11 protein-coding genes are annotated in these 19,457 nt (G+C 43.6%); 8 read left to right on the top strand and 3 right to left on the bottom strand.

What is annotated here, in order from left to right; genetic code table 11:
• Positions 1-4: 4 nt before the first annotated feature.
• Positions 5-1,576: a LamG domain-containing protein gene (locus tag BSCG_RS10810; protein ID WP_032849580.1), complete on the top strand. Its 1,572-nt coding sequence runs from the start codon at positions 5-7 to the stop codon at positions 1,574-1,576.
• Positions 1,577-1,695: 119 nt separating this feature from the next.
• Here the strand turns inward: BSCG_RS10810 and BSCG_RS30025 are convergent, their stop codons facing one another.
• The 3 genes from BSCG_RS30025 to BSCG_RS10825 form a co-directional block, all read right to left on the bottom strand.
• A complete protein-coding gene (locus tag BSCG_RS30025) occupies positions 1,696-1,962 on the bottom strand; it encodes a hypothetical protein (RefSeq protein ID WP_008776382.1) in 267 nt (88 codons plus the stop codon).
• A gap of 274 nt (positions 1,963-2,236) precedes the next feature.
• Positions 2,237-3,793 (bottom strand): sulfatase, encoded by a 1,557-nt coding sequence (locus BSCG_RS10820; protein WP_008776381.1) that lies wholly within the window; start codon positions 3,791-3,793, stop codon positions 2,237-2,239.
• 215 nt (positions 3,794-4,008) lie between these two features.
• Positions 4,009-5,382, bottom strand: a complete 1,374-nt coding sequence (locus BSCG_RS10825; RefSeq protein WP_032849579.1) for a sigma-54-dependent transcriptional regulator — start codon at positions 5,380-5,382, stop codon at positions 4,009-4,011.
• A gap of 86 nt (positions 5,383-5,468) precedes the next feature.
• Here BSCG_RS10825 and BSCG_RS10830 point away from each other — a divergent pair, with 86 nt between their 5' ends.
• From BSCG_RS10830 to BSCG_RS10860, 7 genes are all read left to right on the top strand, one after another.
• On the top strand, positions 5,469-6,308 hold the full coding sequence (locus tag BSCG_RS10830; RefSeq protein ID WP_004304934.1) for a peptidylprolyl isomerase: 840 nt from the start codon (positions 5,469-5,471) through the stop codon (positions 6,306-6,308).
• 5 nt (positions 6,309-6,313) lie between these two features.
• Entirely contained in the window at positions 6,314-7,552 is a 1,239-nt protein-coding gene (locus tag BSCG_RS10835) for a M16 family metallopeptidase (protein ID WP_008776379.1), read from the top strand.
• An 85-nt stretch (positions 7,553-7,637) separates the two neighbouring features.
• Complete coding sequence (locus BSCG_RS10840) at positions 7,638-8,996, top strand: MATE family efflux transporter (protein ID WP_008776378.1); 1,359 nt, start codon at positions 7,638-7,640, stop codon at positions 8,994-8,996.
• 40 nt (positions 8,997-9,036) lie between these two features.
• The gene (locus tag BSCG_RS10845) at positions 9,037-11,370 is read left to right on the top strand and encodes a hybrid sensor histidine kinase/response regulator (RefSeq protein ID WP_008776377.1); all 2,334 of its coding nucleotides are present in this window, start codon (positions 9,037-9,039) and stop codon (positions 11,368-11,370) included.
• Positions 11,371-11,484: 114 nt separating this feature from the next.
• Positions 11,485-15,996, top strand: a complete 4,512-nt coding sequence (locus BSCG_RS10850) for a translocation/assembly module TamB domain-containing protein (RefSeq protein ID WP_008776376.1) — start codon at positions 11,485-11,487, stop codon at positions 15,994-15,996.
• Between the two features lie 2 nt (positions 15,997-15,998).
• Positions 15,999-18,341, top strand: coding sequence for a BamA/TamA family outer membrane protein (locus tag BSCG_RS10855; protein WP_004310435.1), 2,343 nt, complete (start codon positions 15,999-16,001; stop codon positions 18,339-18,341).
• Positions 18,342-18,469: 128 nt separating this feature from the next.
• Positions 18,470-19,381 carry an NDP-sugar synthase gene (locus tag BSCG_RS10860; RefSeq protein ID WP_004299937.1) on the top strand — a complete coding sequence of 304 codons (912 nt, stop codon included), beginning with the start codon at positions 18,470-18,472 and terminating at the stop codon, positions 19,379-19,381.
• Positions 19,382-19,457 lie beyond the last annotated feature (76 nt).

Here is a 19,457-nt window from a genome sequence, read left to right as displayed (position 1 = left end):
TCAGATGAAACGAATCTATACATATATGTGTCTGTTGCTTTTGTCGGTATTATCGTTTGCTGTTACAGGTTGTGATGACGATGATGATGACGATGTGGCTAAAGACTTGATAGAGTTGGTTGTGAACAAACCGGTGATACGTATCGGGCAGAATGAGGAAGCCAAAGTGAATGTAGTGGTTGGAAACGGAAACTATACCGTGAGAAGTTTCAACACTGCTATTGCAACGGCTACCGTTTCCGGCGAATTGATAACTGTAAAAAGTGGCTCACAGAATGGAGCCACTACCATCGAAGTAATGGATGGAGAAGGAGTAGTTGCCAATATCTCTGTGAATGTAGGTGTATTTGAATTGGAAGTGAATGAGTCGGAGGTGATCTTGGAAGTTGCCGGTGAAAAGCAACTGATTGTCAGCATGGGAAACTTTTCCAGTAATGATGAATTGTCTTATGAGGTGGAGGATGAAACGGTTGTCAGCATGGTTAATACAGATCAGTTCCGCCCTTTCTATACTTTGACAGGTTTGAAGAACGGACATACAACAGTGACTTTTACAGACCATAAAGGAAAACAGGCGGTGGTTCAGGTGACGGTAAATCCGATTTCTATCGATGTCTCCAATCTGACACCGAGAGTGGGAGTCAACAATAAGATCATGATTACGGTAGAAAAAGGAAACGGAGGTTATAGTCTGACAGCAGAGAATGAAGAGATTGTAGCTATTCAGCAGGTGGATGACACTCGTTTCAATTTAATAGGTAAAAAAGCGGGTATCACTACCGTGTTTGTCAGAGACGAAGCGGAACAGGAATTAAGTCTGACCGTAACGGTGGTACAGGCAGATAAAGTGGCAAACCTGGGTAGCGGTAATTACTTTAAAGTACCGTTTGAATATAATGGTACGGCAGATGAATCGCTAAAGAATTTGAGTACGCTCACATTTGAGGCTCGTTTCAACATTGAGTCGTTGAATGGCAATGACAATGGAAATGCCCGGATTAATACGGTGATGGGTATAGAGAAGAAATTCTTGCTGCGTGTCGATGTGCATAAGGGAGGAAGCAATGATGAGGAACGTTTCCTTCAGCTTGCTGCAGATGATAAAGGTAGTATTCGCTATGAGGGCTCTACTAAGATAGAAACCAATAAGTGGTATGATGTGGCTGTGGTATTGGATAATAGTAAGAGCGGAAGCCAGCGGATTGCGTTGTATGTAAATGGTGTCAGAGAAACGCTTCAATTATCAAACGGTACGCCGGATGATTTGAAAGAGATCAATCTTACTTCTGATTTCTACATCGGCCAGTCTGATGGTAAACGCCGGTTGAACGGAGCTATCAGTTATGCCCGTATTTGGACAAAAGCCTTGTCGGATCAACAGATCTCCGAGCAGAGCGGTAAGTTGTTGAGTGAGGATAAGGATGGAATGGTAGCTAATTGGTTATTCAATAATGGAAATGGTAATACCAAGACATTTGTGTCCTTGGCAGGAAAGAGCTTCGAAGCAGAGGCGGCAAATATTGTTTCAAGTTGGAAAACTGATCCGATATTGGAAACAAGTGCTCCTACAGAATGATTGTAAGAAGATAGGATAATAAAAAAGCCATCCCCGGAATAGACGAAAGTAGGGATGGCTTTTTTTGTAGTGTGCTTACTATTCTTCGGCAGACTATGTCCTGCATGTTGTTGGCAAGGTTATTCCTTGACAGGCTCAGCCGGTTTGTCTTTTGATGTAGTGTCTGTGACAACTGTATCATTGACAATGGCGGCTAGTGCAACCAGTTCTGCCTTTGCAGGCGTGTCTTCTTTAGTTACAGTATCTTTAACTACTGTATCGTTGACAACTGTCGCATTGATTTCTGTCGGGGCTGTCACAGCTTCTGCAGAACTCTGAGCCTTTACAAGGAATGAACCACCACAAACAAACATAAACATTGCTACTACTAATACTAATTTTTTCATAATCGTTTGCTTTAATGATTATTAGACATATGTTTTCAATTCTCTACCTTTGTGTTAAGGAATCGGTTATTGCTTTTCGCTAACGTCTAATTAAAGATCAAAGCGCGTGCCAAAATTAGAGAATGTATGATAAGTGATTGATAAATAAAGGAATGAGGAAGATGATGCCAATTGGGATAGTGGGGAAGTATGTGTGGAGTGTGTGGAAACTGTGGCGGGGAGTGTGGAATTATTCCACACTCCCCGCCACCATTCTTTTATTTAGGTAATCTATTTACTTAATTTCATCCGGCCAGGGACAAGGTTTGCCTGTCGCTTTGAAAGTCGGTCGTTGTGCATCTACTTTTCTTAGATAGTTGCCCAGCTCTTTAGAAAGTTTCTTCACGATGTCCGGATGCTGTGCACTAAGATCGTTGCTTTCTCCTATATCATCAGGTATGTTGAATAACTCTTTCTTGCCTGTTCCATAGTAATAAATCAATTTCCAGTCGCCATTTCGAACGGCACAATTAAAGTTGATTCCGGGACCGTCATTTCCCCAGTTGTTAGGCATATTCCAGAAAAGACTCCGGCCTTTGGCCGGGTTGCCTGTCTGTTTCAGCAGAGGGATGAAACTGATTCCGTCTAGCGGCTGAACTGTCTGGTAGTTCTTGACACCTGCCATTTCAAGAATAGTAGGGTAGAAGTCTTCTATCAACAAGTAGTTGTTGCATTTGCTTCCCGGAGCTACTACTCCCGGCCAGCTGACAATCATCGGTTCGCGGATGCCACCTTCGTAAGTAGAACCTTTACCACTGTTCAACGGATAATTCTGTGTATGCAGCTTGCCGTCACGCCATCCGGATTCGGATGCAAGTCCTCCGTTATCACTCATAAAAATGATAATAGTGTTGTTGGCTTCTCCATTCTTTTCCAGCCAGTTCATTAAATCACCTAAACTTTTATCCATTCCTTCAATCAGTGTGGCATAAGCAGCTTCATGGTCTGTCATTCCTTTTTTCTTGTACTTTTCATAGAAGCGCATATCTTTGTTCAAAGGAATGTGGATGGCATATTGCGACATATACAAATAGAAAGGCTGATTATACTTTTTCGCTTTATCCAGTGCTTTAATGGCTTCCAACGTCAATGCTTCAGTTACAAATGTTTCCGTTCCCCAATATTTCTCTAATCCGGGAACAGACATCAGTGATACCGCTTTCCCGTCTTTGGTATGTCCGTAATTCTCTTCTCCCAGGTAACTGGCAAGTCCACCAGCCGCATGTCCGGCAATATTTACCTCGAATCCCCAATGATGCGGATCTTCCCCTGGAGTATCTATCGCTCCGAAATGGGCTTTTCCACAATGTATAGTATGATAACCACTATTCTTTAGCAGTTGCACGAAGGAGGTTCCTACGAAAGTATGATTAGTGCCGGACACTTGACTTACTCCATTGTAATTCCAGTCAGGGACTGCCAGAATGCTATCTTTACGGTCTGTCATTGTATTCTTTTGCAGCGTCCAGTTAGTGACTCGATGGCGTGCGGCGTTTGTTCCGGTGATGAGGCTGCACCGGGTAGGAGAACTGATACTGTTGGCATACGCTTGAGTAAACATCATTCCCTGTTTTGCTAACCGCTCCATATTGGGAGTCTCGTACAATTCGTTATAGTGTGTTTTCTGTGTCCAGAATGGGAGTGAAGTATCCTGCCATCCCATATCGTCTACCATAAAGAGAATGATATTCGGACGTTTGTCCGCGCGTTCTATTTGCATATTGCTTTGTGCTTGCAGATTGGTTGCTGCGAGTGGCACAAATGCAAGGGGTAATAATGTTTTTTTATTCATGGGGGATAATTTTATTCTATGAAATATGTGCTAAATTAATAATATCTGGTAATGCAATAGATTCGGTTAAAGATAAGTTCGAGTGCTACAAAAAGGAATCATTTCTCATACCTATGAGAATAAATACTCATAGTAATGAGAACTTTTTCTCATCGCATTGAGAATATTTTCTCATAGGCATGAGAACACTTGAGAAAATACAAGAACGTAACTCGTTACAAATCAATATTGTATAATTTCAATTTATTATATAAAGTCTTCCGATCAATATTCAGTAATTGCGCTGCTTTACTCTTATTGTTTCCTGTTTGGCGTAGTGCCTCCAAAATATGCTCTTTTTCAGTCTCTTCGTTGCGTAATGCAATGCTCGTATTGCTGGATGCAGGAGTTTCTAAAAGCTCGGTCCCCAATTCCAATAAAGTAATGAAACTGCCTTGTGCCAATAAAGTTGCTCTTTTGACGATGTTCTTCATTTGACGTAAATTTCCCGGCCAATGATAATTCATTAAAGCTTGCGATGCTTTTGCATCGAAACCAATCAGGTGTTTATCCAGTTCCTTGTTTGCCTGATCGAGGAAGAAATTGGCAAAGAGCAGAATATCTTCTTTTCGTTCTTTCAGATCGGGCATCCGGAGAGTAAATTCATTGATGCGATGATAAAGGTCTTCACGGAAAGTACCTTTTTCAATGGCTTGTTCCAGATTCTCATTGGTGGCAGATACCAGACGAATATCTACCGATATCTCCTGTGTAGAACCTACCGGACGTATTTTTCTCTCTTGCAAGGCACGAAGCAGTTGTATCTGCACTTCATAACTAAGGTTTCCGATCTCATCCAGAAAGATAGTACCACCGTTGGCTGCAACGAAAGCCCCCGTTTTATCTGTCAGAGCACCTGTAAACGAACCTTTCACATGACCGAAAAATTCGGAAGCAGCCAGTTCTTTGGGGATAGATCCACAATCTACGGCAATAAACGGTTTATCGTTTCGTTTGCTAAGTTGATGAATACGGTGCGCCACATACTCTTTTCCTGTTCCACTGGAACCGTTGATAAGTACGGACATATTGGTCGGAGCTACCAGACCTACATAATTGTAGAGTTGTTTGGCTGCATCACTTTCTCCTTCCAGATAAGCACGATGATTTTCTGTTGAATCTTTAGAGGAAGTAGAAGCACCTTTTTTAGAAGAAGATTTAGCAACGTTATGAGTAATAGGGATCTTTTCGGACTGCAGACATTCAGAAATTTTCTTCAGTAATTCTTCCGGATTTACCGGTTTGGCGATATAATCACGTGCTCCCAGTTTCATTGCCTGTACGGCGGATTGTATATCCGCATAGCCAGTCATGATGATTAAAGGAATGTCCATGCCTTGTTCATTCATCCATTTCAGCAGATCGATACCTTCGTGGTCGGGTAGTCGCAGGTCTGATAAAATCAGATCGACGTTTTGGCTTTCGATATGTTTTCGGGCGCGGGCAATATTACTCACTGATGATACTTCAAAGCCCTTTTTGCCTAGCCAGGTTTTTAGCATCATTCCAAAAGTGATATCATCTTCAACGATCAATATGGAGCTCATCATGTCAGGTTTTGATTCTTTTAAGTCACAAAGGTAAGAGGATTTAGGCGAAAGTGGTATATTGCAAACTTAAATTAAATAAAAGTGTTATGAAAAAGATTCTATTGATAATATTAACCATATCGTTTTGCGGACTTACTGCCTGCAAAACCGGAACAAAAAAAGGAGGAGACATGGATAAAGAAACGTTGGTAAAGATTGAAACAACTGTAGGAGATATCGAGGTGAAACTATATAATGAGACACCGAAACATCGTGATAATTTTATCAAACTGGTGAAGGACGGTGTTTATGAAGGCACACTGTTTCATCGTGTTATCAAAGATTTTATGATTCAGGCTGGTGACCCGGACTCAAAGAATGCACCGAAAGGAAAAATGCTGGGTACGGGAGATGTAGGTTATACTGTTCCCGCTGAATTTGTATATCCTAAATATTTCCATAAGAAAGGTGCCCTGTCCGCTGCCCGGCAGGGAGATAATGTGAACCCGAAGAAAGAATCTTCCGGTTGTCAGTTCTATATCGTGACAGGTAAGGTGTTCAATGACTCTACCTTGCTGGGTATGGAAAGCCAGATGAATGAGAATAAGATTAATGTTATTTTCAATACGCTGGCACAGAAACACATGAAGGAAATTTATAAGATGCGGAAAGCAAATGACGAAAACGGTCTTTATGATTTGCAGGAAAAGTTGTTTGCAGAGGCACAGGAAATGGCAGCTAAACAACCGGAATTTCATTTCACTCCGGAACAGATTGAAGCCTATACAACGGTAGGAGGAACTCCACATCTGGATGGTGAATATACCGTGTTCGGCGAAGTAGTGAAAGGTCTGGATATTGTGGATAAAATCCAGCAGGTGAAAACCGACCGTAGCGATCGTCCCGAAGAAGATGTAAAAATAACAAAGGTGACAATACTTGACTGAAATATATGAAAATCAACAGGCATATTCTTGATAATGGGTTACGTCTGGTACATTCGAAGGACGAAAGTACGCAGATGGTTGCCCTTAATATATTATATAATGTGGGAGCTCGCGACGAAGATCCCGAACATACCGGTTTTGCCCATTTGTTCGAACACCTGATGTTCGGAGGGTCGGTGAATATTCCCGATTATGATATGCCGCTTCAACTGGCGGGTGGAGAGAATAATGCCTGGACGAATAATGATATAACCAATTACTACCTCACTGTACCTCGTCAGAACGTAGAAACCGGCTTTTGGCTGGAATCCGACCGGATGTTGAGTCTTGATTTTAGCGAACGGAGTCTGGAGGTACAGCGGGGAGTAGTAATGGAAGAATTCAAACAGCGTTGTTTGAATCAGCCTTATGGGGATATCGGACATCTTTTGCGTCCTCTGGCTTATCAGACGCATCCTTATCAATGGCCTACTATCGGAAAGGAGTTGTCGCATATTGCCAATGCTACGCTGGAAGAAGTGGAGGCATTCTTTTTCCGTTTTTATGCTCCTAATAATGCTATATTAGCTGTGACCGGCAATATCTCTTTTGAAGAGGCGGTTGCTTTGACGGAAAAATGGTTCGGCTCTATTCCTCGTCGGGAAGTTCCTCAACGGAACCTGCCACAGGAGCAGGAACAGACGAAAGAGCGCCGGCTGACGGTAGAGAGAAATGTTCCTCTCGATTCTTTATTTATGGCATACCACATGCCTGCCCATTGCCATCCGGATTATTATGCATTTGATATCCTGTCGGATGTGTTGAGCAACGGGCGTTCGAGCCGTTTAAGCCAGCGTTTGGTACAGCAGAAACAATTATTCTCAAGTATAGATGCTTATATTTCCGGCAGTGTCGATGCGGGGTTATTCCATATTAGTGGTAAACCTTCGGCAGGTGTCACCCTGGAACAGGCGGAAGCGGCAGTACGGGAAGAACTGGATTTGTTGCAACAAGAATTGGTTGACGAACAGGAACTGGAAAAGGTGAAGAATAAATTTGAGTCTACCCAGATATTCGGCAACATCAATTATTTGAATGTGGCAACCAACCTGGCTTGGTACGAATTACTTGGCCGGGCGGAGGATATGGAAAAAGAAGTCGATCGTTATCGGTCTGTCACAGCCGAACAATTGCGGGCGGTAGCTCAATCTGCTTTCCGTAAGGAGAACGGAGTAATACTTTATTATAAGAAACAACAAAATTAAATTCTCCCTTTTTTATAATCTATCAGTGAAAGGGGAAAGTCCCTTTGCCTGAAAATGGAGATACGTTTAGGTAACGGAAAAGTAAATGAGACATATTTATAGTACATATAAAGAGCATTATAAAGCACTAATTTTTCTCGGACTGCCCATTGTGATCGGTCAAATAGGAGTAATCATTCTTGGATTTGCTGATACGTTAATGATCGGACATCATAGTACGATTGAGCTTGGAGCAGCTTCCTTCGTCAATAATGTGTTCAATCTGGCGATTATTTTCAGTACGGGTTTTTCGTATGGGTTGACTCCGATTGTGGGAGGTTTGTATGGAACCCGCCAGTATGCCCCTGCGGGACAGGCTTTACGCAACAGTTTGCTGGCAAACCTGATGGTTGCATTGCTGCTGACTATCTGTATGACTGTTCTTTATCTAAATATAGAACGTCTCGGACAGCCGGAAGAATTGATTCCCCTGATTAAGCCGTATTACCTTGTTTTGCTCGCTTCACTCGTGTTTGTCATGCTTTTCAATGGATTCAAGCAGTTTACAGACGGAATTACGGATACAAAAACCGCTATGTGGATATTGCTTGGTGGAAATGTCTTGAATATCATAGGAAACTATATCCTGATTTATGGAAAGCTCGGATTGCCCGAGTTAGGTCTGTTGGGAGCAGGTATCAGCACGCTGTTCTCGCGTATCGTGATGGTGATTATATTTATCATCATCTTTATGCGTAGTCCGCGTTTTGTCCGCTATAAGATTGGCTTTTTCCGTTTGGGATGGTCACGAGCTATATTTGGACGTTTGAACGGCCTCGGATGGCCGGTTGCTTTTCAAATGGGAATGGAGACAGCCTCTTTTAGTCTAAGTGCGATCATGATCGGTTGGCTGGGTACTATCGCTCTGGCTTCCCATCAGGTTATGCTGGCTATTTCACAGTTTACATTTATGATGTATTACGGTATGGGTGCCGCTGTGGCTGTTCGTGTCAGTAACTTCAAAGGTCAGAATGATATCATCAATGTACGTCGTTCTGCCTATGCAGGTTTTCATCTGATGATGACATTGGGCGTTGTGCTTTCTTTGATTGTCTTCCTTTGCCGGAATTACTTGGGAGGCTGGTTTACCGACAGTCAGGAAGTGGCTGCTATGGTGACCTCTCTAATCTTCCCTTTCCTCGTTTATCAGTTTGGCGACGGACTGCAGATTACTTTTGCCAACGCTTTGCGTGGAATTTCAGATGTAAAACTAATGATGGTGATTGCCTTTGTCGCCTATTTCATTATTTCCCTTCCTGTAGGTTATTTCTGTGGCTTTGTGATGGGATGGGGAGTAGTAGGTGTCTGGATGGCATTCCCTTTTGGTTTGACAAGCGCAGGATTGATGCTTTGGTGGCGTTTTCACCACATGACGAAACTCCCCGAACCTCATCCCAAAACCTGATACTAAATACTTGATACTTAAAACTTAATACTTAACCCCAATGGCTTCCTTCCGTTTTACAAAGTTGAAAATAACCGCCGGTTACACTTTGTTGCTGGCGATCCTCCTTTTCTCGCTGGTGTTTGTACATCGTGAGATGGAAGCGTTGTCGGCCGCCGACGATCAACAGAATTTAAGAACAGACAGTCTATTGACCCTTCTCCATGAGAAAGATCAAAACACGATTCAGATGTTGCGGGTGCTAAGTGAGGCAAACGACAGTCTTCTCTCTGCTTCGGAAATCGAAGAAATCATTTCCGAACAGGATTCAGTTATTACCCAGCAGCGGGTACAACATCGGGTCATTACCAAGCGTGACTCTTTAATCACTACTCCTAAAAAGAAGGGATTCTTTAAGCGACTCGCCGAAGTGTTTTCCCCTTCTAAACAAGACAGTGCCGTATTAGTAAATACATCGTTGGAAGTTGCTACCGATACCATTCTTCAACCGACCACTTCCAAAGACTCTCTTCAGCAGAAAATTCGCATGGCTACCGAAGAAAAACGACTGCAACGGAGGAAAACAATCCGGCGTACCAGTACAAAGTACCAGCGGATGAATACGCAGTTGACGGCACGGATGGATAGCCTGATTAAACAATATGAAGAAGAAATGACCTTGCGTGCCCGTCAGGATGCTGAACTTCAGCAGGAAGTGAGGATGCGGTCGGCACGTATCATCGGCGGTATCGCGGTTGGTGCCGTACTATTATCTGCTTTTTTCCTGATATTGATTATGCGGGATATCTCCCGTAGCAACCGTTACCGCCAGCAATTGGAGGTGGCAAATAAACGGGCGGAAGATTTGCTGATCGCCCGTGAAAAATTAATGCTTGCCATTACCCATGATTTTAAAGCTCCGTTAGGCTCAATTATGGGGTATACCGAACTCCTGTCCCGATTGACAGAAGATGAACGGCAACGATTCTACCTCGACAATATGAAAAGTTCTTCAGAACATTTATTGAAGTTAGTCAGTGACTTGCTTGATTTCCACCGGCTTGATCTCAATAAAGCGGAAGTGAATCGCGTAACCTTTAACCCTTCCCAGCTATTCGACGAAATTTATGTCAGTTTCGAACCTTTGACCGCTGCCAAAGGTTTAGCCTTGCAATGTCACGTCGTCCCGGAACTGAATGGAAGATATATCAGTGATCCTTTGCGACTCCGGCAAATTGTGAACAACCTTTTGTCCAATGCCGTAAAGTTTACTCAAAAAGGAGAAATTAGCCTGACAGCCAGTTATGATTCTTCTAAGTTAACCATCGCCATTGCCGATACAGGAAAAGGAATGGCATCAGAAGATCGTGAACGTATCTTCCAAGAATTTACACGTCTTTCCGGTGCGCAGGGGGAAGAAGGTTTCGGACTCGGACTCTCTATTGTGAAGAAATTGGTAACTTTGCTTGAAGGAACCATTGACGTGCAAAGCACATTAGGAAAAGGGAGCTGTTTTACTGTAACTTTACCTCTTTATCCGGTAGGTAAATCCATTGCGGAAAGCGAATCTCCGGAAAATGAATCTTCGGAGGACGAAAGTCCATACGCTCCCAAACAGTCGGTTGCCATTCCTCCCATGAAAGTCATTCGTGTGCTTTTGATTGATGACGATAAGATTCAGCTGAATCTGACTGCTGCCATGTTGAAACAGCATGGTATTGATGCCGTATGTTGTGAACAGCTGGAACAGCTGATTGAACAACTTCGCTCTTCCGTCTTCGATGTATTGCTGACAGATATACAAATGCCTGCCATTAACGGGTTTGATCTGGTAAAACTATTACGGGCTTCTAATATACCACAAGCAAAAACAATTCCTGTTATTGCTGTGACTGCCCGTAGTGAAATGGATAAAGCCGCTTTACATGAACATGGTTTTGCCGGTTGTTTGCATAAACCGTTTACAGTAAAGGAATTGTTGCTAACAGTAAATGAAGGTCAACTTTCGGCCGATGAAGCGCATATAACAGAAGATATGGGAACTGTCGGGATCAACTTTTCTGCACTGACTGCTTATTCTGAAGATGATCCGGAAGCAGCATACTCCATCATTCACACTTTTATTGAAGAGACAGGCAAGAATGTCGAACGGATGCAACAAGCATTGAATGAAAAAGAAGTGGACGGGATAGCTGCCATGGCGCATAAACTTCTCCCTCTTTTCACAATGATCGGAGCGGAGGATACTATCGCCCCATTAAAATGGTTGGAGGCTTGTCGTGGAGAAGAATTTTCGGAAAAAATAGAAGAAACAACATTCAATACATTAGAAGCTGTCCGTAAAATAATTAGTGAAGCGGAGCATTATTTGGAGGTAATGAAGAATACCCAATAAGCCGTTTTCTTCTACTCCTTGGCTACTATCTGTATCTTTCTTACTATTACCCAAACCTTTTTTCGGAATAATTTGTTTACTTTGTGTCACCTTATTTACACTGACACATTTTACATGAAACGAAAATGGATACGTTGGGTAAGCTGGATACTGCTTACTCCTATAATACTCTTTGTAATACTAATGGTATTGCTTTATGTTCCTCCCGTTCAGAATCTTTTGCGTCGGGAGGTTACTGCATACGCCTCTAAAGTAACCGGCATGCAGATTCAGGTGGAGCGGATAGACCTTCGTTTCCCACTTAATCTGTTGGTACGTGGCGTGGAGGTCATTCAACAGCCGGACACCCTTTTGTCTTTAGAAAGCCTCAATGTCCGTGTACGGGCATGGCCGTTGATAAAAGGAAAAGTTGAAGTGGATGAAGTGACTTTGAGCCGGGTAGCCGTTAATTCAGCCGATTTGATGGAGGGAATGAAGATTAAAGGCGTTTTGGGACGTTTCTTCCTGCAAAGTCATGGCGTCGATCTGTCTAATGAACTAGCGGTAATCAATCAGGTCGAACTATCCGACACTCACATGCAGCTACTGATGAATGATACCACAACTACGCCCAAAGATACCACAGCTTCTGCTCCGATCAACTGGAAAGTAGCTCTTCATCAGTTGAAATTGAAAAATGTATCGTTCGGCATGCAACTTCCTGCTGATTCCATGCGTATGACGGCCCATATTGGAGAAGCGGCCATCAATAATGCTCAAGCAGATTTGAAGAATCAATACTACGACTTGAAGAAGTTCTTATTATCGGGAACCTCCGCCAGCTATGATACCGGAACTGCTCAACCGACAGAGGGCTTCGACGCTTCTCATATTGCCGTTCGGGATATTCGCATCGCTCTGGATTCCTTGCTGTATAAAGGGAGGGATATGAACGCAGTCATTCGTGAATTTACCATGAACGAACGCTCCGGATTGAGCGTCACTGCCCTGACGGGTAGAGCCTACTCCAATGATTCTGTTATCTGTGTTCCCAGTTTGAAACTGAACACTCCACATTCTGAAATCGATTTATCTGCACATACCTATTGGGAACTGGTCAACATCCCGACTACGGGCCGCTTATCTGCCCGTCTCAATGCCTATATTGGCAAAGAAGACGTCATGCTATTTGCCGGTGCTCTACCTGAAAGCTTCAAAGAAGCCTATCCATTCCGCCCGCTCGTCATCCGTGCCGGTACGGATGGCAATCTGAAAGAAATGCAGATTTCCCGCTTTACAGTAGACCTGCCAGGGGCTTTTGCATTGGAGGGCGGTGGTCTTTTGGAAAACCTCGCCGACAGCCTCACACGCACCGGAACCATCGGTCTGAAAATGACCACTCAAAACCTAAACTTCCTGACCGCTCTGTCGGGAGAAGCCCCTAATGGCACGCTTGTTATTCCTGACAGTATGAATCTGGTGGCGAAAGTGGATATCAAAGGTCCTGAATATAAAGCAAATCTCCGTTTGAAAGAAGGACAAGGAGCTATGGATGTGAATGCGGCCTTAAATACCGCTACCGAAGTCTATAAGGCTGATCTGAAAATAGACAATCTGCAACTTCATAGTTTCCTCCCGAAAGACTCTATCTATGAACTTTCTCTCTCGGCTGCAGCTAATGGTCGTGGATTAGATGTCATGTCCTACCATTCATTTGCCAAATTGAATCTTGCATTAGATCAACTTCATTATGCTAAATACCATCTTTCCGATCTTGATCTGACGGGAGAACTTAAAGGCGCATTGGTCACTGCACATCTGACAAGCGATAATGCTTTATTGAAAATGATAACAGATGCTGAATATAATCTGGCACACAGTTACCCCGACGGTAAAATAACGATTGATGTTACTCAACTGGATTTGCATGAACTGGGAATTATGCCGCAGTCAATGAAGCGTCCGTTGACTTTTAACTTAGTTGCCGAAGCCCGTCGGGATTTAGTTTCGGCACATTTAATCTCCGGTGATATGAAACTCGACTTGAGCGCACGCTCCGGTGTTAATCCTTTAATTCGCCAATCTACTCATTTTGTGGATGTATTGATGAAGCAGATTGATGAGAAAGCATTGAATCACGCTGAATTGCGTAAGGCGTTACCGACGGCAGTTTTCTCTTTCTCTGCAGGACAAGAAAACCCTTTGGCATATTTTCTGGCTACTAAAAAGATAGCTTACCATGATGCTTCTGTGAAATTCGGAACAGCTCCTAATTGGGGAATTAATGGAAAAGCCGCTATTCATGCTTTGAAAGTAGATACCTTGCAACTGGACACGATTTTCTTTACAGTCAAACAAGACACTACACTCATGAAATTGCGTGCCGGTGTTATTAACGGACCGAAGAATCCGCAATTCTCTTTCTCTACTACACTAACAGGAGAGATTCGTGACCGGGATGCGGAACTACTGGTAGATTTTAAGAATGGAAAAGGAGAAACGGGCGTACTGCTCGGTGTCAATGCACGTCCTTTGTTTGAAGGGCAAGGAAAAGGCGATGGATTAGCTTTCACATTAATCCCGGAAGAACCGATTATCGCCTTCCAGAAATTCCATTTTAATGAGAATCACAACTGGATTTATGTGCATAAGAATATGCGTGTATACGCTAATGTAGACATGTGGGACGATGAAGGAATGGGATTCCGTGTACATTCGGTGCGGGGGGACACTGTTTCTTTACAGAATATTGATGTCGAAATCCGAAGAATCAGTTTAGCCGAATTGAGCAAAGTACTGCCTTACTTCCCGGAAATAACCGGTTTATTCTCTGCGGAAGCACACTACGTGCAGACTGAAAAAGATCTTCAACTCTCGGTTGAATCATCTATTGACGAGCTGACTTATGAACGTCAACGAATTGGTGATGTAACATTAGGAGCTACCTGGTTGCCGGGCGAACAAGGGAAACAATATCTTAACGCTTATCTGAATCATGACAATGTGGAAGTGATGGTGGCAGATGGCAAATTGGTTCCAACCCGGACAGGAAAAGATAGCCTGGAAGTAAATGCCACTTTGGAGCACTTCCCGCTCCGTGTAGCGAACGTATTCATTCCCGATCAGATGGTTACATTAGCCGGTGATATGGATGGTAATCTGAACATTACCGGTAGCACCGAACAACCTTTGATTAATGGCGAACTGATATTGGATAGTGTTACTGTCCTTTCCCGGCAGTATGGTGCTAACTTCCGGTTTGATAACCGCCCGGTGCAGATAAAGAATAATCGTTTGGAATTTGATAAATTCGCTATTTATACAACAGGAAAGAATCCATTTACGATTGACGGATCTGTCGATTTCAGAGATATGTCCCGGCCGATGGCAAATCTGAATCTGCTGGCACAGAACTATACGCTTCTGGATGCCAAACGTACCCGTGAAAGTCTGGTTTACGGAAAAGTATATGCTGATTTCCGGGCAACGGTGAAAGGGCCGTTAGACGGATTGAATATGCGTGGAAACATGAGTTTGCTGGGCAATACAGATGTTTCTTATATATTGACCGATTCACCGTTGACTGTGCAGGACCGTTTGGGAAGTTTGGTAACCTTTACTTCATTTAGTGACACCACTACGGTTGTTCAGCAAGAAGTGCCGACCGTTTCTTTAGGCGGGCTGGATATGGTGATGATGGTACACATCGACCCGTCCGTTCGTTTGAAAGTCGATTTGGACGCAAGCAATGACAATCGTGTTGAACTGGAGGGAGGAGGTGACCTCTCAATGAAATATACTCCGCAAGGTGATCTGACATTGACCGGACGCTATACATTGAGCGGCGGTTTGATGAAATATGCTTTGCCTGTCATCGCTGCCAAAGAATTTGCTATCGACAACGGCAGCTATGTGGAATGGACGGGAAATCCTATGGACCCGATGCTGAACTTCAAAGCAACCGACCGTATCCGCGCTTCTGTCTCCGAAGGAGAGAATGGCGGAACACGTATGGTTAATTTCGATGTGTCTATCGTCGTCAAGAACCGACTGGATAATCTTTCTTTCGCCTTTGACGTATCTGCCCCCGAAGACGCAACCATACAAAATGAATTGACGGCTATGGGCGCGGAAGAGAGAGGTAAACAGGCTCTATATATCATGGTTATGAAAACCTACCTTGGCACCGGACCGATTGGTGGCGGAGGTGGTGGACTGGGTAAACTGAATATGGGTTCTGCATTGAACTCCGTATTAAGTAGCCAAATCAACTCATTGATGGGGAACCTGAAAAATGCCAGTGTTTCTGTCGGTATCGAAGACCACGATCTGTCGGATACGGGTGGTAAGCGTACGGATTACAGTTTCCGTTATTCACAACGTCTCTTCAATAACCGTTTCCAGATTGTAATCGGAGGTAAAGTTTCTACGGGTGAGAATGCGACGAATGACGCGGAATCTTTCATCGATAACATCTCTCTGGAATATCGCTTGGATAGAACCGGAACCCGTTATGTCCGTCTGTTCTACGATAAAAACTACGAGAGTGTACTCGAAGGCGAGATTACGGAAACCGGAGTCGGTCTGGTACTTCGCAAGAAGCTGGATAAACTTAGCGAACTGTTCATCTTTAAGAAAAAGAAGTAAACATGAAAGGTATATATAGTAACATATTAATAAGTTGCCTGATGGGTCTCATCTTATTTTCGGGTTGTTCGGTGACAAAGCATCTGCCCGAAGGGGAGGTACTTTATACAGGAGGAAAAACTGTTATACAGAATAAGTCGACAACACCGGTAGGAGGGACGGCTCTGACAGAGATTGAGGCGGCCCTTGATAAAACTCCCAGTACGAAGATGTTGGGAGGGCTTCTGCCTATTCCTTTTAAAATGTGGATGTATAACGACTTTGTGAAATATAAAAAAGGATTTGGAAAGTGGATGTTCAACCGTCTGGCTGCTAACCCTCCGGTATTTATTTCCACTGTCAATCCGGAGGTCCGCATCAAGGTGGCTACAAACTTGCTCCGTGATTATGGTTACTTCAATGGGAAAGTGACTTATGAAACATTGGTCGATAAGAAAGACAGCCTGAAAGCAAGTATTCTGTATACGGTAGACATGAAGAATCCTTATTTTATAGATACGGTTTATTATCAGCGTTTCACTCCTCAAACGTTGCGCATTATGGAACGGGGACGTCGAATGTCTTATATAAGTCCCGGCGAGCAGTTCAACGTGGTCGATCTGGATGAAGAGCGTACCCGTATCAGTACGCTGTTGCGTAACCGGGGATATTTTTACTTCCGTCCCGATTATATGACTTATCAGGCAGATACGACATTGGTTCCCGGTGGACATATCAGCCTTCGTCTGATTCCCGTTCCGGGATTACCCGCTGCGGCACAACGTCCTTACTATGTAGGAGATGCCTCTGTTTACCTGTTTGGCAAGAATGGTGAGGCGCCCAATGACAGCATGATGTATAAGAATCTGAATATACATTATTATAAGAAATTGCAGGTACGTCCGAATATGCTTTACCGTTGGTTGAACTATCAACAGTTTGTGCGGAATGCACAGATGCGGGCTTCCAATCGCACTCGTCTTTACAGTCAGTATCGACAGGAGCAGGTGCAGGAGAAACTTAGCCAGTTGGGAATCTTCAGTTATCTGGATTTGCAATATGCCCCGAAAGATACGACAGCTGTTTGTGATACGCTGAACGTAACCATGCAGGCCACATTTGCCAAGCCGCTGGACGCCGAACTGGAATTGAATGTTGTAACCAAAAGTAACGACCAAACCGGGCCCGGAGCATCATTCGGTGTCACCCGGAACAATGTATTTGGAGGTGGCGAAAGCTGGAACGTGAAGCTGAAAGGCTCTTATGAATGGCAAACCGGCGGAGGAGAAAAAAGTTCTTTGATGAACAGTTGGGAGATGGGAGTTTCCACCTCTCTGACTTTCCCGCGCGTGGTTTTCCCGCATTGGGGGAAAAGGGAGTTTGACTTTCCGGCTACCACTACATTCCGTCTATACATCGACCAGTTGAACCGTGCCAGGTATTATAAACTGTTGTCATTCGGCGGAAATGCTACCTACGATTTCCAGCCGACACGTACAAGCCGACATAGTATCACCCCTTTTAAACTGACATTCAACGTCCTTCAACACCAATCAGAAGAGTTCAGGGAAATTGCCGATGCCAATCCTGCATTATATATCAGTTTGAAAGATCAGTTTATTCCTGCTATGGAATATACCTATACCTATGATAATGCTTCCGCACGCGGTATTAAAAATCCGATTTGGTGGCAATCGACTGTAACCTCTGCCGGTAACCTGACCTCGGTGATTTACCGTGCTTTCGGTCAGTCTTTCAGCAAAGAGGACAAACGTTTGCTGAACGTTCCTTTCGCGCAGTTTGTGAAACTGAATACGGAATTCCGCCATTTGTGGAATATGGACAAGAATAATAAGATTGCTTCCCGTGTAGCTTTGGGCGCTCTCTTCGCCTACGGTAATGCAACGATAGCCCCTTACAGCGAACAATTCTATGTGGGTGGTGCCAACAGCATCCGCGCTTTTACAGTACGTAGCATCGGCCCGGGCGGATACCATCCGGCGGAAAGCCGCTATTCTTACCTCGACCAGACGGGTACTTTCCGTTTTGAGGCAAATGTAGAATACCGTTTCCGTATCTTTAAGAGCATTTGGGGAGCCACTTTCCTGGATGCGGGAAACGTTTGGCTGATGCGAAAGGATGAGGCCCGTCCCAATTCACAACTCGAACTGAAAACTTTCCCGAAACAAATCGCCTTGGGTACTGGTGTCGGTATTCGTTATGATATGGATATTCTGGTGTTCCGTCTCGACTTCGGTATACCTTTGCATTTGCCTTACGATACAGAACGAAGCGGATATTACAATGTCACAGGATCCTTTATGAAGAATCTGGGAATACATTTTGCTATCGGTTATCCCTTCTAATGAATGATTTTTGTACGATTTTGGTAAATAATGATTGATATTTGTCCTGTTGGATTCAACTATTTTTGTAATTTTGCAACGAAATCTGATGCCGTTGACATCACTAACCTTTTAATATTACACAATTTATGAAACCAACTTTATTCTTATTGGCAGCCGGTATGGGTAGCCGTTATGGAGGCTTGAAGCAATTAGACGGACTGGGTCCTAATGGCGAAACTATTATGGATTACTCAATCTATGATGCTATCAATGCCGGATTTGGCAAACTTGTATTTGTAATCCGCAAAGATTTTGAACAAGATTTCCGTGATAAAATTATTTCCAAATACGAAGGTCACATTCCTTGCGAACTGGTATTTCAATCAATCGACGATCTTCCGGAAGGCTTTACTTGCCCGGCAGACCGTACCAAACCTTGGGGTACTAACCATGCAGTAATGATGGGTGCTGATGTGATTAAAGAACCGTTTGCAGTGATTAACTGCGATGATTTCTATGGTCGTGATTCTTTCCAGGTAATGGGCAAATTCCTTTCTGCTCTTCCTGAAAATTCAAAGAACGTTTATTCGATGGTAGGTTTCCGTGTAGGAAATACATTGAGCGAAAGCGGTACGGTATCTCGTGGTATCTGTAGTACAGATGCTAAAGGATTGTTGACTTCTGTAGTAGAACGTACGAAGATTCAACGTCTGGACGGTGAAGTGAAATATATCGGTGATGATGGCGAATGGACGGCTACTCCCGACACGACTCCGGTAAGTATGAACTTCTGGGGCTTTACTCCTGATTACTTCGCTTACAGCCAGGAATTCTTCAAGACTTTCCTAAGCGATCCGAAGAATATGGAAAACCTGAAGAGCGAGTTCTTCATCCCATTGATGGTAGATAAATTGATTAATGACGGAACTGCCACTGTTGAAGTACTGGATACTACCAGCAAGTGGTTCGGCGTCACTTATCCGGAAGACCGTCAGAGCGTAGTAGATAAGATTCAGGCATTGGTAGATGCCGGTGAATATCCTGCTAAGTTGTTCTAAAGAAGAGCCATTGATTAAGATAAAGAGCAGTCATTCATAAGAATGACTGCTTTTTTTGTTTTTCATAACGTATCAT

This window comes from Bacteroides sp. 2_2_4, from assembly GCF_000157055.1.
In the GTDB taxonomy this organism is placed as follows: domain Bacteria; phylum Bacteroidota; class Bacteroidia; order Bacteroidales; family Bacteroidaceae; genus Bacteroides; species Bacteroides ovatus.
The sequence above is the reverse complement of the archived record's forward strand: the minus strand, read 5'-3'. Positions and strand labels throughout refer to the sequence as shown.